General features: G+C 69.5%; 20 protein-coding genes and 3 tRNA genes. 7 read left to right on the top strand and 16 right to left on the bottom strand.

The window, feature by feature from the left end; all coding sequences use genetic code 11:
• The first annotated feature begins 52 nt into the window (after positions 1-52).
• The 5 genes from ACZ7L1_RS22775 to ACZ7L1_RS22755 are packed head-to-tail and all read left to right on the top strand — an operon-like array spanning position 53 to position 6,489.
• Positions 53-961, top strand: coding sequence for a hypothetical protein (locus ACZ7L1_RS22775; protein WP_471439657.1), 909 nt, complete (start codon positions 53-55; stop codon positions 959-961).
• Positions 958-3,093 (top strand): hypothetical protein, encoded by a 2,136-nt coding sequence (locus tag ACZ7L1_RS22770; RefSeq protein WP_471439655.1) that lies wholly within the window; start codon positions 958-960, stop codon positions 3,091-3,093. Before ACZ7L1_RS22775 ends, ACZ7L1_RS22770 begins: the two co-directional genes overlap by 4 nt.
• A gap of 37 nt (positions 3,094-3,130) precedes the next feature.
• A complete protein-coding gene (locus ACZ7L1_RS22765; RefSeq protein ID WP_471439653.1) occupies positions 3,131-4,498 on the top strand; it encodes a PE-PGRS family protein in 1,368 nt (455 codons plus the stop codon).
• Complete coding sequence (locus ACZ7L1_RS22760; RefSeq protein WP_471439652.1) at positions 4,495-5,037, top strand: Pycsar system effector family protein; 543 nt, start codon at positions 4,495-4,497, stop codon at positions 5,035-5,037. The genes ACZ7L1_RS22765 and ACZ7L1_RS22760 overlap by 4 nt, the downstream gene beginning before the upstream one ends.
• 27 nt (positions 5,038-5,064) lie before the next feature.
• Entirely contained in the window at positions 5,065-6,489 is a 1,425-nt protein-coding gene (locus tag ACZ7L1_RS22755; RefSeq protein WP_471439650.1) for a M48 family metalloprotease, read from the top strand.
• A gap of 69 nt (positions 6,490-6,558) precedes the next feature.
• Here the strand turns inward: ACZ7L1_RS22755 and ACZ7L1_RS22750 are convergent, their stop codons facing one another.
• The 10 genes from ACZ7L1_RS22750 to ACZ7L1_RS22705 form a co-directional block, all read right to left on the bottom strand.
• Positions 6,559-10,458 carry a DNA-directed RNA polymerase subunit beta' gene (locus ACZ7L1_RS22750; RefSeq protein WP_471439648.1) on the bottom strand — a complete coding sequence of 1,300 codons (3,900 nt, stop codon included), beginning with the start codon at positions 10,456-10,458 and terminating at the stop codon, positions 6,559-6,561.
• Positions 10,459-10,561: 103 nt separating this feature from the next.
• The gene (rpoB, locus tag ACZ7L1_RS22745) at positions 10,562-14,050 is read right to left on the bottom strand and encodes a DNA-directed RNA polymerase subunit beta (protein WP_471439646.1); all 3,489 of its coding nucleotides are present in this window, start codon (positions 14,048-14,050) and stop codon (positions 10,562-10,564) included.
• A 988-nt stretch (positions 14,051-15,038) separates the two neighbouring features.
• Positions 15,039-15,425, bottom strand: coding sequence for a 50S ribosomal protein L7/L12 (rplL, locus tag ACZ7L1_RS22740; protein ID WP_471439644.1), 387 nt, complete (start codon positions 15,423-15,425; stop codon positions 15,039-15,041).
• A 116-nt stretch (positions 15,426-15,541) separates the two neighbouring features.
• Entirely contained in the window at positions 15,542-16,072 is a 531-nt protein-coding gene (gene rplJ / locus ACZ7L1_RS22735; RefSeq protein ID WP_143627918.1) for a 50S ribosomal protein L10, read from the bottom strand.
• Between the two features lie 319 nt (positions 16,073-16,391).
• The gene (locus tag ACZ7L1_RS22730; protein WP_471439750.1) at positions 16,392-17,261 is read right to left on the bottom strand and encodes an SCO4651 family lipoprotein; all 870 of its coding nucleotides are present in this window, start codon (positions 17,259-17,261) and stop codon (positions 16,392-16,394) included.
• 160 nt (positions 17,262-17,421) lie between these two features.
• Positions 17,422-18,147: a 50S ribosomal protein L1 gene (gene rplA, locus ACZ7L1_RS22725; RefSeq protein ID WP_200418807.1), complete on the bottom strand. Its 726-nt coding sequence runs from the start codon at positions 18,145-18,147 to the stop codon at positions 17,422-17,424.
• 93 nt (positions 18,148-18,240) lie between these two features.
• Positions 18,241-18,675: a 50S ribosomal protein L11 gene (gene rplK, locus ACZ7L1_RS22720; RefSeq protein WP_030601313.1), complete on the bottom strand. Its 435-nt coding sequence runs from the start codon at positions 18,673-18,675 to the stop codon at positions 18,241-18,243.
• A 220-nt stretch (positions 18,676-18,895) separates the two neighbouring features.
• Entirely contained in the window at positions 18,896-19,741 is an 846-nt protein-coding gene (gene nusG / locus ACZ7L1_RS22715; protein WP_471439641.1) for a transcription termination/antitermination protein NusG, read from the bottom strand.
• Positions 19,742-19,821: 80 nt separating this feature from the next.
• On the bottom strand, positions 19,822-20,109 hold the full coding sequence (secE, locus tag ACZ7L1_RS22710) for a preprotein translocase subunit SecE (RefSeq protein ID WP_403613161.1): 288 nt from the start codon (positions 20,107-20,109) through the stop codon (positions 19,822-19,824).
• 109 nt (positions 20,110-20,218) lie between these two features.
• A tRNA-Trp gene (locus ACZ7L1_RS22705) sits at positions 20,219-20,291 on the bottom strand.
• Between the two features lie 260 nt (positions 20,292-20,551).
• Between ACZ7L1_RS22705 and ACZ7L1_RS22700 the strand changes: the two genes are divergently transcribed.
• Together ACZ7L1_RS22700 and ACZ7L1_RS22695 are read left to right on the top strand one after the other, a co-directional pair.
• Positions 20,552-21,778, top strand: coding sequence for a pyridoxal phosphate-dependent aminotransferase (locus ACZ7L1_RS22700; RefSeq protein ID WP_471439640.1), 1,227 nt, complete (start codon positions 20,552-20,554; stop codon positions 21,776-21,778).
• Between the two features lie 131 nt (positions 21,779-21,909).
• Complete coding sequence (locus tag ACZ7L1_RS22695) at positions 21,910-22,974, top strand: adenosine deaminase (RefSeq protein ID WP_471439638.1); 1,065 nt, start codon at positions 21,910-21,912, stop codon at positions 22,972-22,974.
• 117 nt (positions 22,975-23,091) lie between these two features.
• Here ACZ7L1_RS22695 and ACZ7L1_RS22690 read toward each other — a convergent pair whose 3' ends face one another.
• The 6 genes from ACZ7L1_RS22690 to ACZ7L1_RS22665 all read right to left on the bottom strand — a co-directional run bounded on the left by ACZ7L1_RS22690 (position 23,092) and on the right by ACZ7L1_RS22665 (position 25,760).
• The gene (locus ACZ7L1_RS22690) at positions 23,092-24,147 is read right to left on the bottom strand and encodes a UDP-N-acetylmuramate dehydrogenase (RefSeq protein ID WP_471439636.1); all 1,056 of its coding nucleotides are present in this window, start codon (positions 24,145-24,147) and stop codon (positions 23,092-23,094) included.
• 95 nt (positions 24,148-24,242) lie between these two features.
• The gene (locus ACZ7L1_RS22685) at positions 24,243-24,671 is read right to left on the bottom strand and encodes a MaoC family dehydratase (RefSeq protein WP_471439634.1); all 429 of its coding nucleotides are present in this window, start codon (positions 24,669-24,671) and stop codon (positions 24,243-24,245) included.
• A 5-nt stretch (positions 24,672-24,676) separates the two neighbouring features.
• Entirely contained in the window at positions 24,677-25,132 is a 456-nt protein-coding gene (locus ACZ7L1_RS22680) for an FAS1-like dehydratase domain-containing protein (RefSeq protein ID WP_471439632.1), read from the bottom strand.
• Positions 25,133-25,314: 182 nt separating this feature from the next.
• Entirely contained in the window at positions 25,315-25,479 is a 165-nt protein-coding gene (gene rpmG / locus ACZ7L1_RS22675) for a 50S ribosomal protein L33 (RefSeq protein WP_067397031.1), read from the bottom strand.
• A gap of 89 nt (positions 25,480-25,568) precedes the next feature.
• Positions 25,569-25,641 (bottom strand) — tRNA-Met (locus tag ACZ7L1_RS22670).
• Positions 25,642-25,687: 46 nt separating this feature from the next.
• A tRNA-Thr gene (locus tag ACZ7L1_RS22665) sits at positions 25,688-25,760 on the bottom strand.
• Positions 25,761-25,790: the final 30 nt, after the last annotated feature.

Genomic DNA, 25,790 nt, shown 5'->3' with positions numbered 1-25,790 from the left:
CCCAGAGCGCCACTCTTCTCACCCAGGCGTCAGCTCCCACCGAAAGGCGACCATGACGGACCCCGTGAGCCGGACGATCCTCCTGCTCGACATCGAGAAGTACAGCGACCGGGACGACGTCGAGCAGGCGTACCTGCGGCGGATGCTCTACGACATCACCGACCGTGCCCTCGAGAGTGCCGGCATCGACGAGACGGTGCGGCTGCGGGCCGACCGGGGCGACTCGGTCATGGAGCTGATCGACGCCAACGCCTCGGTGACCGCGCTGCTGAGGGCGCTGCTCACCGAGGTCCCCGCCCAGCTCCGGACGGTCAACCGCATGGCGTCCAGCTCCGCGCAGATCCGGCTGCGGGGCGTGGTCGCCTCCGGATACGTCGCTGTGGACGGACACGACGGGTGGGTCGGCTCCGACCTCAACCACGCCTGCCGCCTCCTCGACGCCGAGCTGCTGCGCGCGGCCCTGCGGGAACGTGCCGACGACTTCGTGCTGTGCGTCTCCGAGGCGGTGCACGCCGGCATCGTGCGGCACAGTCACCCCGGCATCCCGGCGGAGGACTTCCACCCGGTGACGGTGGACAGCAAGAACGGACCGCTGCGGGCCTGGCTGCACGGGCCGCTGCCCGGCAGAACCGGGTCCGCCGGACACGACAGCCACGGTGACACGGGGGCGGGGGGAGCTCCGGTGCCGGGTGTCTCGGGGGACCGCCCGGCACCGGAGCGGCGATCCGCCGCGGCGCCGGAGGGCGACGCCCGGCAGCAGCCAACCGCGTCCGCGCCTCCCGCAGGAGGTGTCGTCTTCAACTTCACCGGGGGCGCCCCGAGTTTCGGCGGCAGCCTCGTCGGCGGGGACCAGCACGGCGTGTCCGGCGGGCACGTGGCCGGAGACGTCCACCTCGGCGGATCGAGCGGCTCGGCGACCGGCAACCACCCCGACACCCGGTCGGGAGGTGAGCCGGCATGACGGTGGCCCCGTCCCAGGAGCCCGACTCGGACGCCGTACCGCAGCAGGACCCGCACCCGACCGCAGCCGATGCCGATGACGGGCCTGAGGAAAGGACGCAGGAGGCGCGGGCCGCGCAGCGGGAGCTGTTCGCGCACGCCCCGGGGTTCATCCTCGGTTCGGCCGCGTCCTTCGGCGGCGGCCTCGTCGGCGGCGCCCAGCACGGGGTGTCCGGCGGGCACGTGGCCGGAGACGTCTTCCTCGGCGGGAAGACGGAGATCCACCACCACGCGCCGGCGGCGGACGCCGCCGTCTCCGGGGAGATCCCCCGCGAACGGCTCGACGCGCTGGCCGCGGTGTTCGTCGAGAGCCCCGCCTTCCCGGCCGCCCTGGAAAGGCTCCACCGGGAACGCGTCCTGGTGCTGTCGGGCGCCCACGGGAGCGGGCGCTACGCGGCCGCCTGCATGCTGCTGCACCGGCTGGGCGTGCCCGCAGTGCACGCCCTGTCCGCGGAGACGACCCCGGCGACCCTGGCCGGCCGGCTCACGCACCCCGGCGGACACGTCCTGCGCGATCTGCCCCTGACCCGCAACCGGCCGCTGCGGGACACCCATCTGTACGCGGCCCGCGACCAGCTCAAGCAGGCCGACGGCTATCTGGTGGTCACCGTCGAGAACTCGCCTTTCCTGCTGGGCCCCACCCCGGCACGGTGGGAACCCCCTGATGCGGCGGCCGTGCTCCGGGCCCACGTGGCCCGCCTGCGCGGGGCGGACGTCGAGGACCTGCTGTCCCTCAGCCCCGTGCGGGACTTCCTCTCCCGTCACTCCAAAGGGCGGCACCACCCTGCCGAGGCCGCCGAGTACGCCAGGGCACTCGCCTCGTACGACGGCAGCGCCGAGGCGGCCGCCCGGCTGGCGGACTTCGGTCAGGCGGCGGTGGCGAAGCAGTGCCGGGACCGGCTGAGCGACGCCGGTACCGATCTGCGGGACAAGGCGTTCCTGATCGCGCTCGCCGTCTTCGACCGGGCCCCTTACGTCCTGGCCGCCGAACTCGCGGACCGCCTCTTCGCGCACTTCCAGCGGCTCCAACACCCCGAAGAGCCGCCGGAGATCCCGGTGTTCGGCCTGGCCGCCGAGACCCGGCTGGAGCGGGTCGGTGCCGAGGGTGAGATGCGGAACGAGACGACCGAGTGGGGGGAGGTGCCGCAGTTCACGGCGTACTTCCCGAGAGAGGACACCCCGCGCGCGCTGCTGGCCGAGGTGTGGACCGGGCACCCCTCGGCCCGGCCCGCGCTGGTCGCCTGGCTAAAGGAACTGGCCCGCGACGCGCGTCCCGTCGTTCGGACCCGGGCCGCCGCGGCCGCCGCACTGCTCGCGTGCGCCGATCTGCCCTCGGCGATCGCACTGCTCATCGACGGCTGGGCCGTCTCCCGTTTCTTCGGGGCCCGGGTGACCGCGGCGAACGCGCTCACCCTCGCGCAACTGCTGGACGCGCCCGTCGTGCTGCGGCTGCTCACCCAGTGGTGCACGGACGCGCACTGGGCCCGCCGGTGGACCGCGATCCGCGCCTTCGGGTTGCTCGCGCCGCTCCGCCCGGACCTGGCGGCCCCGGCACTCGGCGCGCTCGCCGCCCGAGCCCGCGCCGACGACAGCAGCCCCACCGAGAGCAGCAACCTGATCGAGTCGACGGCCCTGCTGCTCTCCGTGGGCGAACGCCGCGGCGAGATGCTCTCCGAACTCGTGGGGCTGCTCCACCACGACACCCCGGCGGTGCGGGCTCTCGCGCTGAACGCGTTCGTGCGGGCCTGCGACAACGCCGAGGAGAACGCGCTCGTGGAGTGGTACGCCCACGCCGGCATGTACCAGGCGGACTCGGCCCGCGACCTCGCCACCCTGTGGCGCACCGCCCTCGGGGACCGCGCCCACACCCGGCAGGCCCTGAGCGCGCTGCGCACCTGGGTGCACGCGGCCCAGTACCGCGCCGACGCGGCACGCGCCCTGGAGCTGCTGCTGCCCGCGCTGGTCGTCACCGCGGCCGACCGCGACCGGCTCAGCCACGAACTGCGCACGTTGCGCGGCGAGGACGGCGGTCCACGCCCGCCCGTGGCGGACCGGCTGCTCGCGGTGCTGCACCCTGCCGCCGCCACCCCCTGACGCACGAGGACCCACAGCAATCACGAGGAGTTGCCCCATGGCGGACTTCCGCCGTCAGCCGGAGTGGCAGCAGGAAGCCGACCGGCACAGCACGTTGAAGGACCCGGTGCTCACCGTCCGGCCGATCTCCCGTTTCGACTACACCGGCCGACGCCCGGTCATGGCGATCGACCACGCGCTGGTCTTCGCCACCAAGGACGGCGCGTACGACACGTACGTCCCGCCGCACCGGCCGAGCCGCACGGACGCGGCGACCCGTCGCTACGCCTCGGTGTACGAGGTGGACATGGGCAGCCACCCGGTGCAGCTGGAGCTCGAACTGCCCAGCGACGACGACGCCTTCTCCTTCGGTGTGACCGCCGACCTGACCTGGCGGGTCGGGGATCCGGAGGCGTTCGTGCGCAGCGGCGAGCGCGACGTTCCCGAACGGCTGAAGCGTGAACTGCAGCAGCTTGCCCGGCCGGTCAGCCGCCGCTACTCCATCGAGGACAGCGCAACCGCCGAGGCGGCCGTCCAGAAGGCGGTCGAGGCGAGCGGTTTCGCGGCGGGCACCGGGCTCACGGTCAGCTGCGTGGTGCGGCTGCGCCCGGACGAGGAGGCGATGGCACACCGGCGCCGGCAGCGGACCCTGCGCTACGAGTCCGAGATGCTCGACCCGGAGCACGAGCTCGAGCTGCGCAAGGCCCGGCAGCAGTACGAGCTGGAGCGCCTGCGTCAGCAGCAGCAACAGGAACTCGTGGCCGCGAAGATCAACTTCTACCGGTACCACCTGCAGCACGGCGGCGTGGGCGCCTGGGCGCTCCATTTGGCCGAGCACCCCGAGGACACCCAACTGGTCATCAACAGCATCCAGCAGGACCAACTGTCCTTCATCCAGAGCCAGCTGCAGCTCATCGGCGGCGACGAGCTGGAGGACTACCAGAAGGCCGAAACTCTCAAGCAGGTCCGCCACGCGGTCGACGATCTGGCCCGCCGCCGGGGGACCGCGCCCCACGGCCAGTCGGCGCTGCCGGCCGGGGCAACACCGGCGCCGGGCGGGTACGACGGGCAGGGCGCCCAGGGTCCGTACGACACGCCGGTGCCGGAAGCGAGCGGGCAGCGGCAGCCGTACGGCGATCAGCCACCGGTACCGGCCGCGCCTGCGGCACCGCACCCTCAGGGCGACCCCGCGCCTGCGGCACCGCACCCTCAGGGCGACCTCGCGCCCGCCGTACCCCCGCTGCCGTACGCCGCCGTCGGCCCCTCTCCGGTCACACCCCCGTCGCCCCACGCCACCACGGCTGCGGCACCCGCCACGCCCGCGGGGTACGCGCCGGCGGCTCAGCCGGACCTGACTCCGTCGCCCGCTGAGCCGGCGAGGCCCACCGTGCCTCCCCAGCACACGAGGGATGCGGGGTCCGCATGACGACTCCGGACGCGACTGCCCACCGGACATCGGCTCAGGCCCCGCCGCGTTCCGGTACCCAGGTCGCCGAACGGCTGCTCTCCGAGATGCGCGGGGAGATCGCGCGGGCCGACAGCAAGGCGGCCGTTCTGGTGGCGGCGCTGGGCATGACCGCGGGCGTGTTCAGCGGACTCGTGGCCGGGCAGAACTGGACCCCAGGGTCCCTTTCGGCGGCGGGGACCACCGTGTGGTGGGCCGGAACGTTCGCGCTGGCGCTGTCCTTGCTCGCGCTGCTGCTCGCCGTGCTACCCCGCTACAGCAGCGGCGGTTGGGCCCCGGGTCAGCCCCTGTGCTATTTCGGCGACGTCCGGCAGGCGGCGCGCGAGGGCCTGCTGTCCGCCGCACTCGCCGACACCGAAGGCGACCCCGTCGCCGGACTCACGACGGCTCTCACCGAGACCAGCCGTATCGCCGCTCGCAAACACCAGTGGATCCGCGCCGGCCTGATCGCCTTCTGCGCAGCCACGGTGCTGCTGCCCGCCGCACTCCTCATCGGCTGACGTCCCCACCCCGAAGGAACTCCCGCCATGCCCCAGCCACCGGACCGCCCGTCCCCGTCGGCCCCCCACTCCGAACGCCCGGACATCACCCCATCGCCCCCGCACCCGAAGGCACCACCGCCGTACCCGGAAGCCCCACCCGCCTACCCGGGCGCCCCTCTTCGGGACTCGAGCGTCCGGGGCGGACCACTGCCGCAGTACCCGGCCGACGTACCGCCGCCCCAGTACCCGGGCGCCATCGCTCCCCAGCACCCGGGAGCGGCCGAGGCCCCGCCCTACCCGGAAGCGGCCGCGCCGGCCCCGCATCCCTTGGTCCCACGCCGCGCGGAGACAGCCGAGGCCCTCCCCCACCCCGAAGCCCCTCCGTACCCGGACAGTGCTCCGCCCGAGTACCCGGAGGTACCCCCGGACCCGCCACCGCCCGCCGCCGCCCCGCTCGCTCCCCCAACTCCCGAAGCCGCTCCCACTGCCCCCGCTCCCACCAGCCCTTCCGCTCCCGACGACCTCGACTACCGCCACCAGGGCGCACGCATCCACATCTCCGCCCACCAGCGAGGTGCGGACGCCACGGCCTGGGGCCGACTGATCATGTACATCCCCGGCTTCGTGGCGAGCCTCGCCGTTGTCGCCACCATCTCCGTGGCCCTGGCCGGAAACATCGTCGGCGGGCTCATCGTGGCCGCCTGGCTGTTCTCGGGCGGACTCGCCTTCCATCGGCCCACCGAGCGGCTCTTCGCCCGCCGCGTCCTGAAGCTCCGGCGCCCCGAGCCGGACGAACGAGCCCGACTGGAGCCGGTCTGGCACGAGGTCACCGCCCGCGCGGGCATCGAGGCCCGCACGTACGAACTGATGGTGGAGAACAGCGACGACCTGAACGCGGCGGCGGTCGCGGGCCACATCGTCGGCGTCACGACGTACGCGCTGGGCGAGGTCCCCAGCAGCCACCTGGCCGCCGTACTCGCGCACGAACTCGGCCACCACACCGGCGGTCACTCCTGGGCCGGCCTGCTCGGCTACTGGTACTCGCTGCCCGGCCGGATCGCCTGGAACGTGGCGAGCTTCCTCGCCATCATCGCGGTCTATGTCGCAGGCCGGATCAACATGCTGGTGGCCACCGCCCTGTTTCTCGTCCTGGCGGGCTTCGCGCTCATGCTTTGGCTCGCCTACTGGCCCATCGCTCTCTCCCTGTTCGTCGCCCCGTACTTCCTCGCCTACACCGCGCGCAAGAGCGAACTGCGCGCCGACGAACAGGCGGTCGCGCTCGGCTTCGCACAGGAGATGACGGAGGTGCTGCAGCACCTGCAGGCGCAGGAGGCGGCACGGCGCGCCCGTGCCGCCGCGGCCGGAGAACAGCCGGCCGACCCCGGGGCGCTGACCCGCCTGCTCTCCAGCCATCCCGGCCACCAGGAGAGGCTGCGCGCCCTGGAGCCACACCTCGCGATCAACCGCTGAGCAGCTCCGGCAACGCCGAAGGGCGGCCACCCCACTCGGGGTAGCCGCCCTTCGGTTCATACTGCTCGCTTACTGGTTGTACGGACCGTAGTCGTAGTCCTCCAGCGGCACGGCCTGGCCGGAGCCCGTGCCGAACGGCGAGTAGTCGATGTCGTCGTAGCCCACGGCCGAGTACATCGCGGCCTTGGCCTCCTCGGTCGGCTCGACCCGGATGTTGCGGTAGCGGGCGAGGCCCGTACCGGCCGGGATGAGCTTACCGATGATGACGTTCTCCTTGAGACCGATCAGGGAGTCGGACTTGGCGTTGATCGCCGCGTCCGTGAGGACCCTGGTCGTCTCCTGGAAGGACGCCGCCGACAGCCAGGACTCGGTCGCCAGCGAGGCCTTGGTGATACCCATGAGCTGCGGACGACCGGAGGCCGGGTGACCGCCCTCCTGGACCACACGACGATTCTCCTGCTCGAACTTCGAGCGCTCGACCAGCTCGCCGGGCAGCAGCTCGGCGTCGCCGGACTCGATGATCGTCACACGGCGGAGCATCTGCCGGATGATGATCTCGATGTGCTTGTCGTGGATCGACACACCCTGCGAGTTGTACACCTTCTGGACCTCGCCGACCAGGTGGACCTGGACGGCACGCTGGCCCAGGATGCGCAGCACGTCGTGCGGGTTGGTGGCACCCACGGTGAGCTTCTGGCCCACCTCGACGTGCTCGCCCTCGCTCACCAGGAGTCGGGCGCGCTTCGAGATCGGGTACGCCGTCTCGTCGCTGCCGTCGTCCGGCGTGATGACGATCTTCTTCGTCTTCTCCGTCTCTTCGATGCGAACGCGGCCGCTCGCCTCGGAGATCGGGGCGACACCCTTCGGGGTACGGGCCTCGAAGAGCTCGACGACACGCGGCAGACCCTGGGTGATGTCGTCACCGGCCACACCACCGGTGTGGAAGGTACGCATCGTCAGCTGGGTGCCGGGCTCACCGATGGACTGGGCGGCGATGATGCCGACCGCCTCACCGATGTCGACCAGCTTGCCGGTGGCCAGCGAACGGCCGTAGCACATGGCGCAGGTGCCGACCGCGGACTCGCAGGTCAGGACCGAACGGGTCTTGACCTCCTCGACGCCGCGCGAGACGAGCTCCTCGATGAGCACGTCGCCCAGGTCGGTGCCGGCCGGGGCCAGGACCTGACCGTCGACGACGATGTCCTCGGCGAGGCAGCGCGCGTACACGGACGTCTCCACGTTCTCCGCCTTGCGCAGGACGCCGTCGGCGCCGCGCTCCGCGATGTGGAGCTTGAGGCCGCGCTCGGTGCCGCAGTCCTCCTCGCGGATGATGACGTCCTGCGACACGTCCACCAGACGACGGGTCAGGTAACCCGAGTCGGCGGTACGCAGAGCGGTGTCCGCGAGACCCTTACGGGCACCGTGCGTGGAGATGAAGTACTCCAGCACGGACAGACCCTCACGGAACGACGCCTTGATGGGCCGCGGGATGGTCTCGTTCTTCGCGTTCGACACCAGACCACGCATACCGGCAATCTGACGCATCTGCATCATGTTGCCTCGTGCACCCGAGTTCACCATCATGAAGATCGGGTTGGTCTTCGGGAAGTTCTCGTTCATGGCCTCGGCGACCTCGTTGGTCGCCTTGGTCCAGATCGCGATCAGTTCCTGGGTGCGCTCGTCCTTGGTGATCAGACCACGCTCGTACTGCTTCTGGACCTTCTCGTCCTGCGCCTCGTAGCCCTTGACGATCTCCTTCTTCGCCTCGGGAACGACGACGTCGGAGATGGCGACGGTGACACCGGAACGGGTGGCCCAGTAGAAGCCGGCCGTCTTCAGGTTGTCGAGCGTGGCCGCCACGACGACCTTCGGGTACCGCTCGGCGAGGTCGTTGACGATCTCGGAGAGCTGCTTCTTGCCGACCTCGTAGTCGACGAACGGGTAGTCCTCGGGCAGCAGCTCGTTGAAGAGCGCACGGCCCAGCGTGGTCTTCAGCGTGAAGCTGTCACCCTGCTGCCACTCCGGCTCGCCCTCCTCACGGACCGGCGGGGTCCAGCCGCGCGGCGGGATGGTGCCCACCGGGAAGCGGATGTCCACGCGCGCCTGCAGCGAGAGCTCGCCGGCGTCGAACGCCATGATCGCCTCGGCCACGGACGCGAACGAGCGGCCCTCGCCCTTCACGTCGCGCATCTCGCCGTCGGTGGTGAGGAAGAACAGACCGAGGACCATGTCCTGGGTCGGCATCGTCACCGGACGGCCGTCGGCCGGCTTGAGGATGTTGTTCGAGGACAGCATCAGAATGCGGGCCTCGGCCTGCGCCTCCGCGGACAGCGGCAGGTGCACGGCCATCTGGTCACCGTCGAAGTCCGCGTTGAACGCGGTGCAGACGAGCGGGTGGATCTGGATGGCCTTGCCCTCGACCAGCTGCGGCTCGAAGGCCTGGATGCCGAGGCGGTGCAGGGTGGGCGCACGGTTCAGCAGCACCGGGTGCTCGGCGATGACCTCTTCGAGGACGTCGTACACCACGGTGCGGCCGCGCTCGACCATGCGCTTGGCCGACTTGATGTTCTGCGCGTGGTTCAGGTCGACCAGGCGCTTCATCACGAACGGCTTGAACAGCTCCAGCGCCATCGCCTTCGGCAGACCGCACTGGTGCAGCTTGAGCTGCGGGCCGACGACGATCACGGAACGCGCCGAGTAGTCGACACGCTTACCGAGCAGGTTCTGACGGAAGCGGCCCTGCTTGCCCTTCAGCATGTCGCTGAGGGACTTCAGCGGGCGGTTACCCGGACCGGTCACCGGGCGGCCGCGACGACCGTTGTCGAAGAGGGCGTCAACAGCCTCCTGAAGCATGCGCTTCTCGTTGTTGACGATGATCTCCGGAGCGCCCAGGTCGAGCAGGCGCTTCAGACGGTTGTTGCGGTTGATGACACGGCGGTACAGGTCGTTCAGGTCGGAGGTCGCGAAGCGGCCACCGTCCAGCTGCACCATCGGACGCAGGTCCGGCGGGATGACCGGGACGCAGTCCAGGACCATGCCCTTGGGGCTGTTGGACGTCTGCAGGAACGCGGAGACGACCTTCAGACGCTTCAGGGCACGGGTCTTCTTCTGGCCCTTGCCGGTACGGATGATCTCGCGGAGCTTCTCGGCCTCCTCGTCGAGGTCGAAGGACTCCAGGCGCTTCTGCAGCGCCGCGGCACCCATCGAACCGTCGAAGTACGTGCCGAAGCGGTCACGCAGCTCGCGGTAGAGCAGCTCGTCGCCCTCGAGGTCCTGGACCTTGAGGTTCTTGAACCGGGTCCACACCTCGTCGAGGCGGTCGATCTCGCGCTGCGCACGGTCGCGCAGCTGCTTCATCTCGCGCTCGGCACCCTCACGCACCTTGCGGCGCACGTCGGCCTTGGCGCCCTCGGCCTCCAGCTCGGCGAGGTCCGCCTCGAGCTTCTTGGCGCGGGCCTCCAGGTCGGCGTCACGGCGCTGCTCGATCTGCTGGCGCTCGACGGAGACGTGGGCCTCCAGCGAGGGCAGGTCGCGCTGACGGCGCTCCTCGTCGACGTACGTGATCATGTACGCCGCGAAGTAGATGACCTTCTCCAGGTCCTTCGGCGCCAGGTCGAGCAGGTAGCCCAGACGCGACGGGACGCCCTTGAAGTACCAGATGTGCGTGACGGGCGCGGCGAGCTCGATGTGGCCCATCCGCTCACGACGCACCTTGGCGCGCGTGACCTCGACGCCACAGCGCTCGCAGATGATGCCCTTGAAGCGGACGCGCTTGTACTTGCCGCAGTAGCACTCCCAGTCCCGGGTGGGGCCGAAGATCTTCTCGCAGAAGAGGCCGTCCTTCTCGGGCTTGAGGGTGCGGTAGTTGATGGTCTCGGGCTTCTTGACCTCGCCGTGGCTCCACTGACGGATGTCGTCAGCGGTGGCCAGGCCGATCCGGAGCTCGTCGAAGAAGTTGACGTCGAGCACTATGCGTCAATCCCTCTCAGGGTCGTAAGTCTTTGGTCTGAAACGGGGGCCTGGGGGTCGGCGGGGACTGGACCAGTGGGTCCGGTCCCCGGCCGGACTCCCGTCAGACCTCTTCGACGCTGCTCGGCTCGCGCCGGGACAGGTCGATGCCGAGCTCCTCCGCAGCGCGGAAGACGTCCTCGTCGGTGTCGCGCATCTCGATGGACATACCGTCGCTGGACAGCACCTCCACGTTGAGGCACAGGGACTGCATTTCCTTGATGAGCACCTTGAAGGACTCGGGAATGCCGGGCTCAGGGATGTTCTCGCCCTTGACGATGGCCTCGTAGACCTTCACGCGGCCGGTGACGTCGTCGGACTTGATGGTCAGCAGCTCCTGGAGGGCGTACGCGGCGCCGTAGGCCTCGAGGGCCCACACCTCCATCTCGCCGAAGCGCTGGCCACCGAACTGGGCCTTACCACCCAGCGGCTGCTGGGTGATCATCGAGTACGGACCGGTCGAGCGGGCGTGCAGCTTGTCGTCGACCAGGTGGTGCAGCTTCAGGATGTACATGTACCCGACCGAGATCGGGTCCGGGAACGGCTCACCGGAGCGGCCGTCGAACAGCCTGGCCTTGCCGGACGGGAGGACCATGCGGTCGCCGTCGCGGTTCGGCAGCGTGTGCTGCAGCAGACCGGCCAGCTCGTCCTCGCGGGCACCGTCGAACACCGGGGTGGCGACGTTGGTGCGCGGTTCGACCTGGTCGGCGCCGATCGCCTGCAGGCGCTGCGCCCACTCGTCCGCCAGGCCGGAGACGTCCCAGCCCTGGCTGGCGAGCCAGCCGAGGTGGATCTCCAGGACCTGTCCCGGGTTCATTCGGGACGGCACACCCAGCGGGTTGAGGATGATGTCGACCGGGGTGCCGTCCTCCAGGAACGGCATGTCCTCGATCGGCAGGATCTTGGAGATGACGCCCTTGTTGCCGTGACGGCCGGCGAGCTTGTCACCGTCGGTGATCTTGCGCTTCTGAGCCACGTAGACGCGGACCAGCTGGTTCACGCCCGGCGGCAGCTCGTCGCCCTCCTCGCGGTCGAAGACGCGCACGCCGATGACCTTGCCGGTCTCGCCGTGCGGCACCTTCAGCGAGGTGTCACGGACCTCACGGGCCTTCTCACCGAAGATCGCGCGCAGCAGGCGCTCCTCGGGGGTCAGCTCGGTCTCACCCTTCGGGGTCACCTTGCCGACGAGGATGTCGCCCGCGATGACCTCGGCACCGATGCGGATGATGCCGCGCTCGTCGAGGTCGGCGAGGACCTCCTCGGAGACGTTCGGGATGTCCCGGGTGATCTCCTCGGGGCCGAGCTTGGTGTCACGGGCGTCGACCTCGTGCTCCTCGATGTGGATCGAGGAGAGGACGTCGTCCTGGACCAGGCGCTGGCTGAGGATGATCGCGTCCTCGTAGTTGTGGCCTTCCCAGGGCATGAAGGCGACCAGCAGGTTCTTGCCGAGCGCCATCTCGCCGTTCTGGGTGGCCGGACCGTCGGCGAGGACCTGGCCCTCGATGACGTGGTCGCCCTCGTTGACGATGACCTTCTGGTTGACCGAGGTGCCCTGGTTGGAGCGGGCGAACTTGGCCAGACGGTACGTGATGTACGTGCCGTCGTCGTTGGCGGTGGTGATGTAGTCCGCGGAGACCTCCTGGACCACACCGGCCTTCTCGGCCTTGACGACGTCTCCGGCGTCGACGGCGGAGCGGTACTCCATGCCGGTGCCGACGAGCGGGGACTCGGACTTAATCAGCGGCACGGCCTGACGCATCATGTTCGCGCCCATGAGGGCACGGTTGGCGTCGTCGTGCTCGAGGAAGGGGATCATGGCGGTCGCGACCGACACCATCTGGCGCGGCGAGACGTCCATGTAGTCCACGTCCTCGGGGGCGACGTAGTCGACCTCACCGCCACGGCGGCGGACCAGGACGCGGGCCTCGGCGAACCGGAGGTCGTCGGTCAGCGGCGCGTTGGCCTGGGCGATGACGAACCGGTCCTCTTCGTCGGCCGTGAGGTAGTGGACCTCTTCGGTGACGACACCGGTCTCGTCGACCTTGCGGTACGGGGTCTCGACGAAGCCGAACGCGTTCACGCGACCGTAGGTGGCGAGCGAGCCGATCAGACCGATGTTCGGGCCTTCGGGCGTCTCGATCGGGCACATGCGGCCGTAGTGCGACGGGTGCACGTCACGGACCTCGAAGCCGGCCCGCTCACGGGACAGACCACCCGGGCCCAGCGCGGACAGACGCCGCTTGTGCGTCAGCCCGGAGAGCGGGTTGTTCTGGTCCATGAACTGGGACAGCTGGCTGGTGCCGAAGAACTCCTTGATGGAGGCGACGACCGGCCGGATGTTGATCAGGGTCTGCGGCGTGATCGCCTCGACGTCCTGCGTGGTCATGCGCTCGCGCACGACGCGCTCCATACGGGCCAGACCCGTGCGGACCTGGTTCTGGATGAGCTCGCCGACGCTGCGCAGGCGGCGGTTGCCGAAGTGGTCGATGTCGTCGGTCTCGACGACGACCTTCTGGCCGTTGTCACCGACCGTCTCGGTCTCACCGGCGTGCAGCTTCACCAGGTACTTGATCGTCGCGATGATGTCCTCGACGGTCAGGATGCCCGCGTCCAGCGGGGTGTCCGTACCCAGCTTCTTGTTGACCTTGTAGCGGCCGACCTTCGCGAGGTCGTAGCGCTTGGGGTTGAAGTAGAGGTTCTCGAGCAGCGTCTGCGCGGCCTCACGCGTCGGGGGCTCGCCCGGGCGCAGCTTGCGGTAGATGTCGAGCAGCGCGTCGTCCTGGCCCTGGGTGTGGTCCTTCTCCAGGGTGGCGCGCATGGACTCGTACTCGCCGAACTCCTCGAGGATCTGCTCGGTGGTCCAGCCGAGCGCCTTCAGGAGGACGGTGACGGACTGCTTGCGCTTGCGGTCGATGCGGACACCGACCATGTCGCGCTTGTCGATCTCCATCTCCAGCCAGGCACCCCGGGACGGGATGATCTTGGCGGAGAAGATGTCCTTGTCGGACGTCTTGTCGATGGTGGAGTCGAAGTAGACACCGGGGGAACGGACCAGCTGCGACACCACGACACGCTCGGTGCCGTTGATGACGAAAGTGCCCTTGTTCGTCATGAGCGGGAAGTCGCCCATGAAGACGGTCTGGGACTTGATCTCACCGGTCTCGTTGTTGGTGAACTCGGCCGTGACGAAGAGGGGCGCGGCGTAGGTGAAGTCGCGCTCCTTGCACTCGTCGATCGAGTTCTTCGGCGGCTCGAAGCGGTGGTCCCGGAACGTCAGCGACATCGACCCGGAGAAGTCCTCGATCGGGGAGATCTCCTCGAAGATCTCCTCGAGGCCGGACTTGGTGGGGACGTCCTGACCGTTCTCCAGAGCCTCCTCGACGCGAGCCTTCCATGCGTCGTTACCGAGCAGCCAGTCGAAGCTCTCGGTTTGCAGCGCGAGAAGGTTCGGAACCTCGAGGGGCTCCTTGATCTTTGCAAAGGAGATGCGCAGCGGGGCGGTGCTGGCGCCGTTGTTCGTATTCGCGGTCGAGGCGTTGCGCGAGGCGGCCAAGAGGGGGTCCTTCCGAGGGCTCGGACTCACTACGCGCGTCCCGGTCCACGCCGGGCACAGAGATGGGAAGCCTCAGGTCAGAGACTCTTTATGCTCGGTGCTCAAGCATGGGGCGTGCTCCTGGTGACGGGCAGGAGGCAGCTAACAGGCAGCGCAAAGGGTCAGTGTAGCCACAAGGCACACTGATGTCCAGTGCGGGTTTTCAGGCCTCCACTGGAGGCCCTCGTTGTCCCTCAACACCTGCGGCACGCCACGCCTTCGATGCACATCGATACTGCCCTCTTCGTCGTCGATCCATGCCTCGGATCCGGATCGTAGTGACGACGCGTCCTGAGAATTGCGCGCTGCGTGCGGTTCGTCAAGGCCCCCCTTGCCCAAACCGGGTGCTGCCATCGTCACGTTCGACCTGTCACCGGGGCCCTCGGGAGGCACGACCGAAGATCACCATACCCCCCACGGCGACGCACGCAAGGCAGCCGCCACCGGACCCCCCGGAACGCCGGAGAGCGACCACCCGGATGGATGATCGCACCTCGGCGCGTTCGCGTTACAGCCTTGAGGGTGAGGCGTGCGCGGGATCGAGGACGGGGGGTTACGGCGTCCGGGTGAATGCTGTTCGGAAAGCTCGGCGAGGGGCGCCGCGCATCCGGGCGACGCATCCGGGCGACCCCCGGCCCCGGCTACGGGCCCGGCAGAGGCCTGAGGCGCCCGGGACCGGGGCCCGGGGCCCAGAGCCGGGGCCTGTGGCCGGGGCCGGGCTCTGGGCCGGGGCGTGGCCGGCGGCGCCCCCGGAGCCGGGCGGTGGCCGCCCCCCGCTTCCGGACCACCGGCCCGGCCGGGCAGCGGCAGCGGCAGTCGTCATCGTCGGCGGGCTTCCCCGGCCAAAAGGGTGCCGGCACATGCGAAAGGGGGCCGTACGGAGCGTCGCTCCGTACGGCCCCCTCGGGTCCTGTGCGGACCCGGAGTCCTGGTGGACCCGCGGGAGGTCTTACTTGACCTCGACCGAGGCGCCGGCGCCCTCGAGGGACTCCTTGGCCTTGTCCGCGGCCTCCTTGTTGACCTTCTCGAGAACCGGCTTCGGCGCACCGTCGACCAGGTCCTTGGCCTCCTTCAGGCCCAGGGAGGTCAGCTCGCGCACGACCTTGATGACCTGGATCTTCTTGTCGCCGGCACCGGTGAGGATGACGTCGAACTCGTCCTTCTCCTCCTCGGCCTCGGCGGCCGGGGCACCCGGGCCCGCAACGCCGGCAACCGCGACCGGGGCGGCGGCGGTGACGTCGAACTTCTCCTCGAAGGCCTTCACGAACTCGGAGAGCTCGATGAGGGTCATCTCCTCGAACTGCGCGAGCAGGTCTTCCTGGCTGAGCTTCGCCATGATGGGCGATCCTTCCACTAATTCGGCTGGTGCCGGATGTACATGAGTGGCGGGCGTACGTTGGCCCGCTGCGACCCCCGCCGCGTCAGGCGGCCGGGATCAGAAAGCGAGCCGAATTACTCGGCACCGCCCTGCTCGGCCTGCTTGGCACGGAGCGCGTCCACGGTGCGGACGAGCTTCGACGGGAGCGCCTGGAAGAGCGCGGCAGCCTGGGACTGCTTGCCCTTCATGGCGCCCGCCAGCTTGGCGAGCAGAACCTCGCGGGACTCGAGGTCCGCAAGCTTCTTGATCTCGTCGGCGGACAGCGCCTTGCCGTCAAGGACACCGCCCTTGATGACGAGGTTGGGGTTGTCCTTGGCGAAGTCACGGAGACCCTTCGCCGACTCCACCGGGTCACCGGTGACGAAGGCGACGGCCGTCGGACCAGCGAAGAGCTGGTCGTCCAGCGTGATCCCGGCCTCGTTGGCCGCAATCTTGGTCAGCGTGTTCTTCACCACGGCGTACTGGGCGTTCTCACCGAGCGACCGGCGCAACGTCTTGAGCTGCGCCACGGTGAGACCGCGGTACTCGGTCAGCACGGCGGCGTTGGAGCTGCGGAACTTGTCCGTCAGCTCCGCAACCGCGGCAGCCTTGTCGGGCCTCGCCATAGAGCCTCGGCCTCCTTCCGGGTGATTCGGACCGCGCGGACCCGAAGGAGGACTGGGGAAAACGAAACGCCCCGGCGCAGGCGCACGGGGCGGACTCGACCGGCCGCACGCACGTCACCACGTACGCACCCCGGGAGCTCTTCCACTGTCACCTGCGCGGGTCGTCCGCAGTTCAGCGGATCCTTCGGCCACCGCGCCCTCATGGGAGCGCACGGCAACGACCAGCGGTCTTTGGCTTCTGTAGGAGAGTACGGGAACGGATCGCCGTCAAGCAAATCCGCTCCCCGGGGCAGCATCAGGCCGCCCCGCCACAGGACCGCTACGAGTCCCGCGCCCCCAGCAGGTCCTTGAAATCGGCCGTGTCGGACCCCGGCGGCCGCGGTGCCGTCACCTTCACGCCGTAGTCCCGGTAGTACGCCGTCGACGACATCCGCCCCGTCGACAGCTCTCCCCGCTCGGTCTTCTTGGCCAGCAGGTCGTGGTCGTCGACCCAGAGGTCGACCGTCTCCTCGGTGACGCCGGCCTGCTCCAGTTGCTCCTTGAGGCCGCCCGTGAGGGACGCCGGGGTGACCGTGCCCGAGTAGTGCGTGGTGCGGCGCCCGCGCACCGTCTCCTCGCCGACCCTGCGCACGTCCCCGGAGGCCAGCAGCAGCCTGACCGGCTGCAGCGGCGCGGTGTTGCGCAACTGGCCCGTCAGATAGGCCCCCGAGCCGCCCGGCAGGGACGCCAGGTCGTCGTAGGCGTACCTGATCCAGTGCCGCCCCTGCAGGCGCCGCGCGAACGCGTCGCCCACCTTCGCGTAGTAGGCGTCGGGCAGCAGCCGGGCCTCCATCGACGTACTGCCCAGCGCGCGCATCGTCTCGGCGAGCTGCCCGCCCGTGTAGGTGATCCGGAGCGTGCCCACCGACTCGCCGGCCCAGCCGAGCAGGCCGCCCGTCTCCAGGGCGAGCATCCCGCCCATGGACGTCGTGGACTCGACCCGCGCGGAGCCGGCGTTCTCGGTGGCCTTCTCGACCGCTCGCAGGGCCGCCAGTGACCGTGGGTCGACGTGGGCGGCCCGGCCGCCGGACGGCCCCGCGGAGCTCCGGGAGGAGTCACCGTCACCGAAGTGGCTGCACGCCGTCAGGGCGACCAGGGCGAGGACCACCGCGACCGGGAGGATCCCGCGCCTGAAGATGCCGTCCTTCATACGTTCCCCCCTGGTGCGCTCCGTGATCTTCACGCTAACTCCGGCCCAGGGGGTTCGGCACGCACCTCCGGCGAAACGGCATGTGCCCCATCTCTCAGACGCCGACGGGCCCCGCACCTTCAAGGTGCGGGGCCCGTGACCGACTGGGTGAGCCTTGGGCTCAAACCGCGGCCGGGTCCTCCTCGACGAGGAGGTTGCGGGTGCGGTTCGGGTCGACCGGGATGCCGGGGCCCATCGTGGTGCTGACCGCGGCCTTCTTGATGTAGCGACCCTTGGCGGCGGACGGCTTCAGACGGAGGATCTCGTCGAGCGCCGCGCCGTAGTTCTCCACCAGCTTGGTGTCGTCGAAGGACGTCTTGCCGATGATGAAGTGCAGGTTCGAGTGCTTGTCGACGCGGAACTCGATCTTGCCGCCCTTGATGTCGTTGACGGCCTTCACGACGTCCGGGGTCACGGTGCCGGTCTTGGGGTTCGGCATCAGACCACGGGGACCGAGCACGCGGCCGAGGCGGCCGACCTTGCCCATGAGGTCCGGGGTGGCGACGACGGCGTCGAAGTCCAGACGGCCCTTCGACACCTCGTCGATCAGCTCGTCGGCGCCGACGATGTCGGCGCCCGCGGCACGAGCGGCCTCGGCACGGTCACCGGTCGCGAAGACCAGGACCCGGGCGGTCTTACCGGTGCCGTGCGGGAGGTTCACGGTGCCACGGACCATCTGGTCGGCCTTGCGCGGGTCGACGCCCAGACGCAGGGCGACCTCGACGGTGCCGTCGAACTTGGTCGTGGAGGTCTCCTTGGCGAGACGGACGGCCTCGAGCGGGGCGTACAGCTTCTCCCGGTCGATCTTGGCGTCCGCAGCGCGGAGAGCCTTGCTGCGCTTGCTCACAACTGCTCCTGTGGGTTCTGAAGGAGTCGTGGTACGGGCCGAGCAGGCCCTGCCACGTGCGGCCGTAGCCGCATGGTTCTACGAAGGTGGGGTTCAGCCCTCGACCGTGACGCCCATGGAGCGCGCGGTGCCGGCGATGATCTTCGCGGCCGCGTCCAGGTCGTTCGCGTTGAGGTCGGGCATCTTGGTCTGGGCGATCTCGCGGACCTGCGCCTGGGTGATCTTGGCGACCTTGGTCTTGTGCGGCTCGCCAGAGCCCTTCTCGATGCCCGCGGCCTTGAGGATCATCTTGGCGGCCGGCGGAGTCTTGGTCACGAAGGTGAAGGAACGGTCCTCGTAGACCGTGATCTCCACCGGGATGACCCAGCCACGCTGCGACTCGGTCGCGGCGTTGTAGGCCTTGCAGAACTCCATGATGTTGACGCCGTGCTGACCCAGCGCCGGACCGACCGGCGGAGCCGGGTTGGCGGCACCGGCCTGGATCTGGAGCTTGATGAGCCCCGTGACCTTCTTCTTCTTGGGAGGCATAGCTCTCTCCGGGTCCTTAGTGAGAGTTTTCCGCCGCCATCCTTGGGCGTGATCGCCCGGATCACCTTGGGCTCGATCGCCCGGATCATCCGGATGGAGGCATACCGCACAACGATAACGGGTACCGGTGCGCGGTCAAAAACCGACAGGTCAGACGGCCCCGCAGCGGGAGCCGGTCTGACCTGGCCGGTGGCTGGTGCGCCAGAGGAACCAGACGGAACTAGTTCTTCTGGATCTGGTCGAAGGAGAGCTCGACCGGCGTCTCGCGGCCGAAGATCTCCACCAGGCCCTTGACCTTCTTCGAGTCGGGGTTGATCTCGTTGATGGTCGCCTGCAGCGTGGCGAACGGGCCGTCGGTGACGGTGACCGAGTCGCCGACCTCGAAGTCCAGCACCTGGACCTCGACCTTGCGCTGCGGGGCCGGCTTGCCCTCGGCCTCGGCGGCCTCGCGGGCGGCCTTGGCCTCGGCCTCCGGGGCGAGCATCTTGACGACCTCGTCGAGGGACAGCGGGTAGGGGTCGTAGGCGTTGCCGACGAAGCCCGTGACACCGGGCGTGTTGCGGACGACGCCCCAGGACTCGTTCGTCAGGTCCATACGGACGAGCACATAACCGGGCAGCTTGTTCTGCTTGACGGTCTTCCGCTCGCCGTTCTTGATCTGGACGATCTCTTCCTCGGGGACCTCGGCCTGGTAGATGTACTCCTCGACGTTCAGCGTGACGGCACGCTGCTCCAGGTTCGCCTTCACCCGCTTCTCGTAGCCGGCGTAGGTGTGGATCACGTACCACTCGCCGGGCAGCGAGCGCAGCTCCTCGCGCAGCTTCTCGACCGGGTCGAGCTCGAGCTCGGGCTCCGGCTCTCCCTCGGCCTCGGCGTCCTCGGACGCGGCCTCGTCCTCGCCCTCCACGTGCAGGGCGGTCTCCTCGGCCGGCTCGCCCGCGGCGGCTTCGGCAGCCTCGGCCTCGTCGACCTCGTCCGCGCCCTCGACGATGTCGAGCTCGTCATCCACGGACTCGACGGCCTCCCCGCGAGGCTCCATGGCGTCGTTCAGGTTCGGGTCAGACACGGTGGCTGCTTCTTCCTGGATACATAGGGGTGGAACATGCGAAAGGGACGCCGGGCACGACGGCGTCCTTCGCTCTCGGCTCAGCCGAAGACGTACTTGGCGGCGTGGTTGAGCCCATAGTCAATCAGGGTCACCAGGGCGATCATGATCGCGACGAAGAAGATCACCACGGTGGTGTACGACGTCAGCTGGTTACGGGTCGGCCAGACGACCTTGCGGAGTTCCGCGACGATCTGGCGGTAGAAGAGGGCAAGGCGCTTCAGCGGGCCCTTCTTGGCTCGCTTGCCACCCTTACGGGCCTTCTTCTTCGACTCCTGCACCTCATCCTGGGCGTCAGGCATGTCGATGGAGCCCACGGCGTCCGTCACTCGTCCTCACCTGATTCCCGGGTCGTGGCCGTGCCGCGCCCGGTGGAGCCGCACGGCGAGTGCAATACGTACGTACTGTGCGCACACTTCCTGGTGAAGGAGTGTGTAGCAGGGCCGGAGGGACTTGAACCCCCAACCGCTGGTTTTGGAGACCAGTGCTCTACCAATTGAGCTACGACCCTTTGTGTGTACCCCAACGTACCGCATCCAGCCGGGTGCTCGGTGTGCACCGCCCGGTCACGACCGCTGAAGGCCAACGAGGTGAGAGTGTACGTGCTCCGCGGCCGGGCGTCGAACAGAAAGCGCCCGTAGGTGTCTTGCCCGTGAAAGATCGGCCGGTCCGGGGCGCGAATCCGGACAGTTGTTCAGCCGTCGATCCGTTCCTGTTCAGTCTGTGAAACCCGCGTGCCGGGCGCGTTTCCTGTCTGAAACCATGGGCCTCATGAGCGCTGCAACCCCTCCCACCGAGCGCCGGGTCTCCGCCCGGGTCGGGGCGATCTCCGAGTCCGCCACCCTCGCCGTGGACGCCAAGGCGAAGGCCCTCAAGGCCGCCGGGCGCCCGGTGATCGGCTTCGGCGCCGGTGAGCCCGACTTCCCGACGCCGGACTACATCGTCGAAGCGGCCGTCGAGGCCTGCAAGAACCCGAAGTACCACCGCTACACGCCGGCCGGCGGCCTGCCCGAGTTGAAGGCCGCGATCGCCGCCAAGACGCTGCGCGACTCCGGCTACGAGGTGGACCCCTCGCAGATCCTCGTCACCAACGGCGGCAAGCAGGCCATCTACGAGGCCTTCGCCGCGATCCTCGACCCGGGGGACGAGGTGATCGTCCCGGCGCCGTACTGGACGACGTACCCGGAGTCGATCCGGCTGGCCGGCGGTGTCCCGGTGGAGGTCGTCGCGGACGAGACGACCGGCTACCGCGTCTCCGTCGAGCAGCTGGAGGCGGCCCGCACCGAGAAGACGAAGGTCGTCCTGTTCGTCTCCCCCTCCAACCCGACCGGCGCGGTCTACACCGAGGCCGAGACCGAGGCGATCGGCCGCTGGGCCGTCGAGCACGGCCTGTGGGTGCTCACGGACGAGATCTACGAGCACCTGGTCTACGGGGACGCGGCCCGCGTGTCGCTGCCCGCGCTCCTGCCGGAGCTGCGCGACAAGTGCATCGTGGTCAACGGCGTGGCGAAGACGTACGCCATGACCGGCTGGCGGGTCGGCTGGATCATCGGCCCGAAGGACGTCGTGAAGGCGGCGACGAACCTGCAGTCGCACGCCACGTCGAACGTGGCGAACGTCTCCCAGGCGGCCGCGTTGGCCGCCGTGTCGGGCGACCTGGACGCGGTCGCGAAGATGCGTGAGGCCTTCGACCGGCGCCGCAAGACCATCGTGCGGATGCTGAACGAGATCGACGGCGTGGTGTGCCCGGAGCCGGAGGGCGCGTTCTACGCGTACCCGTCGGTGAAGGCTCTGATCGGCAAGGAGATCCGCGGCAGGCGCCCGAAGGACACCGTGGAGCTGGCCGCGCTGATCCTTGAGGAGGTCGAGGTCGCGGTGGTCCCGGGCGAGGCGTTCGGCACGCCGGGCTATCTGCGGCTGTCGTACGCGCTCGGGGACGAGGACCTGGTCGAGGGCGTGAGCCGGATCCAGAAGCTGCTGGCGGAGGCGCGGGACTGACGTCCTCGCGTCCTTCACGCGCGTGTGCGGGCCGTTTCCCTTCGGGGAGGCGGCCCGTTCGCGTGTGCGAGCAAGACCACGTTCGGGGAAAGCGCTACCGGGGCGGCGGGGGCGTACGGCAGGATCCTGGAATGGAGCACGTACGTGATGCTGCTGAGCGTGATCTTTCTCGGCTGCCCAAGGCCCATCTGCACCTGCACTTCACCGGGTCGATGCGGCCCGCCACCCTGCTGGAACTGGCCGACAGGTACGGCGTGCGCCTGCCCGAGGCGCTCACCGAAGCCCTGACCAGCGGAGAACCGCCGAGACTGCGGGCGACGGACGAGCGGGGCTGGTTCCGCTTCCAGCGGCTGTACGACGCGGCGCGCTCGTGCCTGCGGGAGCCCGAGGACATCCAGCGGCTGGTGCGCGAGGCCGCGGAGGAGGACATCAAGGACGGTTCCGGCTGGCTGGAGATCCAGGTCGATCCGACGTCGTACGCGCCGCGCCTCGGCGGTCTGATCCCGGCGCTGGAGATCATCCTGGACGCGGTGGAGACGGCCATGCGGGAGACGGGCCTCGGCATGCGGGTCCTGGTCGCCGCGAACCGTATGAAGCACCCTCTCGACGCACGCACGCTGGCCCGCCTGGCGGTCCGCTACCGCGACCGGGGCGTGGTCGGCTTCGGCCTGTCGAACGACGAACGGCGGGGCATGGCGCGGGACTTCGACCGCGCCTTCGCCATCGCCCGCGACGGCGGCCTGCTGTCGGCCCCGCACGGGGGCGAGCTGACGGGCCCGGCCTCGGTCCGCGACTGCCTGGACGACCTGCATGCGAGCCGTGTGGGTCACGGCGTACGGGCCGCGGAGGACCCGAACCTGCTCCGGCGCCTCGCCGACAGGGGCGTGACCTGCGAGGTGTGCCCGACGTCGAACGTGGCGCTGGGGGTGTACGAGAAGCCGGAGGACGTCCCGCTGCGGAGGTTCTACGAGGCGGGCGTCCCGATGGCCCTGGGCGCCGACGACCCCCTGCTCTTCGGCTCCCGCCTGGCGGCCCAGTACGAACTGGCCCGCCGACACCACGCCTTCACGGACGAGGAACTGGCGGAACTGGCCCGTCAGTCGGTACGGGGTTCGGCGGCCCCGGAGGACGTGAAGGCGAAGCTGCTGGCCGGCGTCGATGACTGGCTGAGCACGCCCGTCTCGTCCGGGGCCTGAGAGGGCGAGTGGGGGCGGCACCCCCCGGGGGGCGGGGAGAGTGGGGGCGGCGGGGGCGAGCACCGTCATCGGGCCACCCCGTCGTCCCACTACGGCCTCGCGGGCCGACCGGCCGGCTCAGAGGCGCACGCCGACCGTCACCGGCTCGTTCACCAGGGTGATCCCGAAGGCCTGGCGTACCCCCGCCACGACCTCGCGGGCCAGCGCGAGCAGGTCCTCGGTGGTGGCGCCGCCCCGGTTGGTGAGGGCCAGGGTGTGCTTGGTGGAGATACGGGCGGGCCCGGTGCCGTACCCCTTGGTGAAGCCCGCCTTGTCGATCAGCCAGGCCGCCGACGTCTTGGTGTGCCCCTCCCCCGCCGGGTACGCGGGCGGCTCCGCGTCCTCGCCCAGCCGCTCCTTCACGCGGGTGCGGAAGGCGGCGAAGTCCTCGTCCGTGAGGATGGGGTTGGTGAAGAAGGAACCCGCCGACCAGGTGTCGTGGTCCTCCGGGTCCAGGACCATGCCCTTCCCCGAACGCAGCTTCAGCACGGTCTCGCGGGCGTCGGCCAGCGGCACACGGTCGCCGGGCTGGACGCCGAGGGCACGGGCGGTCTCGGTGTAGCGGATGGGCGCGGACAGTCCGTCCGCGTCCTGAAGCTCGAAGCGGACCCGCAGGACGACATGCCGGTCGGGGTCGGCCTTGAAGCGGCTGTGGCGGTACGAGAACGCGCACTCGGCGTTCCGGATCGTGACCGTCTCACGGGTCCTGCGGTCGTAGGCGATCACCTCGGTGATCGTGGAGGAGACCTCCTGGCCGTACGCCCCGACGTTCTGGATCGGGGTCGCACCCGCGGAGCCCGGGATTCCGGCCAGGCACTCGATACCGGCGAGCCCGGCCTCGACCGTGCGGGCGACGGCGTCGCTCCACACCTCGCCCGCGGCGAGCTCCAGTCTCGTGCCGTCGAGGGTGAAACCCTTCGTCGCGATGCGCAGGGCGGTGCCGTCGAAGCCCTTGTCGCCGATGACCAGGTTGGATCCGCCGCCGATCAGCAGCAGCGGTGTGCCGGAGTCGTCGGCCTCGCGGACGGCTTCGATCACCTCGGCGTCGGTGGTGGCGGTGATCAGGCGGTGCGCGGGGCCGCCCAGCCGGAAGGTGGTCAGCGGGGCGAGCGGGGCGTCGTGGAGTTCCTGCACGCGCCCAAGACTACGAGACGGCACCGACAGCCCCGGCACGACGTAAGGGGCGCCCATATGCACGAGCGCCCCTTACCGAAGTCTTCGACGGCGGGTCAGGCGAGCCGTACGACCGCTCGCGACATGCCCAGCACCTTCTGGCCGCCGCTGGTCGCCGTGAGGTCGACGCGGACCGTGTCGTCGTCGAGCTTGGCCGCGACCTTGCCGCTGACCTCGACGAGGGCGCCCTGGTCGTCGTTGGGGACGACGACGGGCCTGGTGAAGCGGACGCCGTACTCGACGACCGCGCCGGGGTCGCCCACCCAGTCGGTCACCACACGGATCGCCTCGGCCATGGTGAACATGCCGTGCGCGATGACGTCCGGCAGGCCGACCTCCTTGGCGAACTTCTCGTTCCAGTGGATCGGGTTGAAGTCCCCGGAGGCGCCCGCGTACCGCACGAGCGTGGCGCGGGTCACGGGGAAGGTCTGGGCCGGCAGTTCGGTGCCGACCTCGACGGTGTCGTACGCGATCTTCGCGGTCATCCGGGTCACTCCCCCTCTTCCGGCGCCCTGGCGACGAGCTTGGTCCAGGCGGTCACCACGTGCTCACCGACCGCGTCGTGGACCTCGCCACGGATGTCCAGGACGTCGTTGCCGGCCAGGCTCTTGATCGACTCGATGGTTGTGGTGACGCTGAGCAGGTCGCCGGCGCGGACCGGGCGGGTGTAGACGAACCTCTGGTCGCCGTGCACGACCCGGCTGTAGTCCAGGCCGAGCTGCCGGTCCTCGACGACCTGGCCCGCGGCCTTGTACGTGATCGCGAACACGAACGTCGGCGGGGCGATCACATCGGGGTGACCGAGCGCTTTGGCGGCCTCCGGGTCCGTGTAGGCCGGGTTGGCGTCCCCGATCGCCTCCGCGAACTCACGGATCTTCTCCCGGCCGACCTCATAGGGGTCGGTGGGCGGGTAGGACCGCCCCACGAAGGACTGGTCGAGCGCCATGGGCTCGGCACCTCCTGGTGTGTGCTGTGGTTGACCGCGCTGGACGAGCCGCACGGTCCTCAGACGGTCCGGGCTGCGGACCGCCCACATCGTCGCATCCGACAACGAACGTGCGCCGCGCGGACCGAAACGACACGAGGCCGCCCCCTGCTGTAGGGGGCGGCCTCGCTGTTGAGTCCGGATCAGCGCGTCTCGCGGTGCGCGGTGTGCGCGTTGCAACGCGGGCAGTGCTTCTTCAGTTCAAGACGATCCGGGTTGTTCCGCCGGTTCTTCTTGGTGATGTAGTTCCGCTCCTTGCACTCCACGCAGGCCAGCGTGATCTTCGGGCGGACGTCGGTGGCAGCCACGTGAGTGCTCCTTGACGAACAGGTAGACGAAATTAACGCAAGAAAGAGTAGCCGATCGAAGGACCGACCCCGCAATCGGCTACTTTGTGTAGCGGTGACCGGACTTGAACCGGTGACACAGCGATTATGAGCCGCTTGCTCTACCGACTGAGCTACACCGCTGCGATGCGATCGGACCCCGCCTCGCGGCGGGAACCTCTCCCATCAGAGCCCCAATACGGAATCGAACCGTAGACCTTCTCCTTACCATGGAGACGCTCTGCCGACTGAGCTATTGGGGCGAGCGATGAAGACATTACACGGTCGCCTGC

This window comes from Streptomyces sp. NPDC107546 (assembly GCF_055639175.1).
The sequence above is the reverse complement of the archived record's forward strand: the minus strand, read 5'-3'. Positions and strand labels throughout refer to the sequence as shown.

What these genes read in the sequence shown, in the direction of transcription:
- rplL (WP_471439644.1), bottom strand. Translation starts at nt 15,425, where the DNA reads ATGGCGAAGCTCAGCCAGGAAGACCTGCTCGCGCAGTTCGAGGAGATG.
- ACZ7L1_RS22680 (WP_471439632.1), bottom strand. Translation starts at nt 25,132, where the DNA reads ATGGCGCTCGACCAGTCCTTCGTGGGGCGGTCCTACCCGCCCACCGAC.
- ACZ7L1_RS22695 (WP_471439638.1), top strand. Translation starts at nt 21,910, where the DNA reads ATGGAGCACGTACGTGATGCTGCTGAGCGTGATCTTTCTCGGCTGCCC.
- ACZ7L1_RS22770 (WP_471439655.1), top strand. Translation starts at nt 958, where the DNA reads ATGACGGTGGCCCCGTCCCAGGAGCCCGACTCGGACGCCGTACCGCAG.
- ACZ7L1_RS22685 (WP_471439634.1), bottom strand. Translation starts at nt 24,671, where the DNA reads ATGACCGCGAAGATCGCGTACGACACCGTCGAGGTCGGCACCGAACTG.
- ACZ7L1_RS22700 (WP_471439640.1), top strand. Translation starts at nt 20,552, where the DNA reads ATGAGCGCTGCAACCCCTCCCACCGAGCGCCGGGTCTCCGCCCGGGTC.
- ACZ7L1_RS22760 (WP_471439652.1), top strand. Translation starts at nt 4,495, where the DNA reads ATGACGACTCCGGACGCGACTGCCCACCGGACATCGGCTCAGGCCCCG.
- ACZ7L1_RS22765 (WP_471439653.1), top strand. Translation starts at nt 3,131, where the DNA reads ATGGCGGACTTCCGCCGTCAGCCGGAGTGGCAGCAGGAAGCCGACCGG.
- ACZ7L1_RS22775 (WP_471439657.1), top strand. Translation starts at nt 53, where the DNA reads ATGACGGACCCCGTGAGCCGGACGATCCTCCTGCTCGACATCGAGAAG.
- ACZ7L1_RS22755 (WP_471439650.1), top strand. Translation starts at nt 5,065, where the DNA reads ATGCCCCAGCCACCGGACCGCCCGTCCCCGTCGGCCCCCCACTCCGAA.
- rplJ (WP_143627918.1), bottom strand. Translation starts at nt 16,072, where the DNA reads ATGGCGAGGCCCGACAAGGCTGCCGCGGTTGCGGAGCTGACGGACAAG.
- rplK (WP_030601313.1), bottom strand. Translation starts at nt 18,675, where the DNA reads ATGCCTCCCAAGAAGAAGAAGGTCACGGGGCTCATCAAGCTCCAGATC.
- ACZ7L1_RS22730 (WP_471439750.1), bottom strand. Translation starts at nt 17,261, where the DNA reads ATGAAGGACGGCATCTTCAGGCGCGGGATCCTCCCGGTCGCGGTGGTC.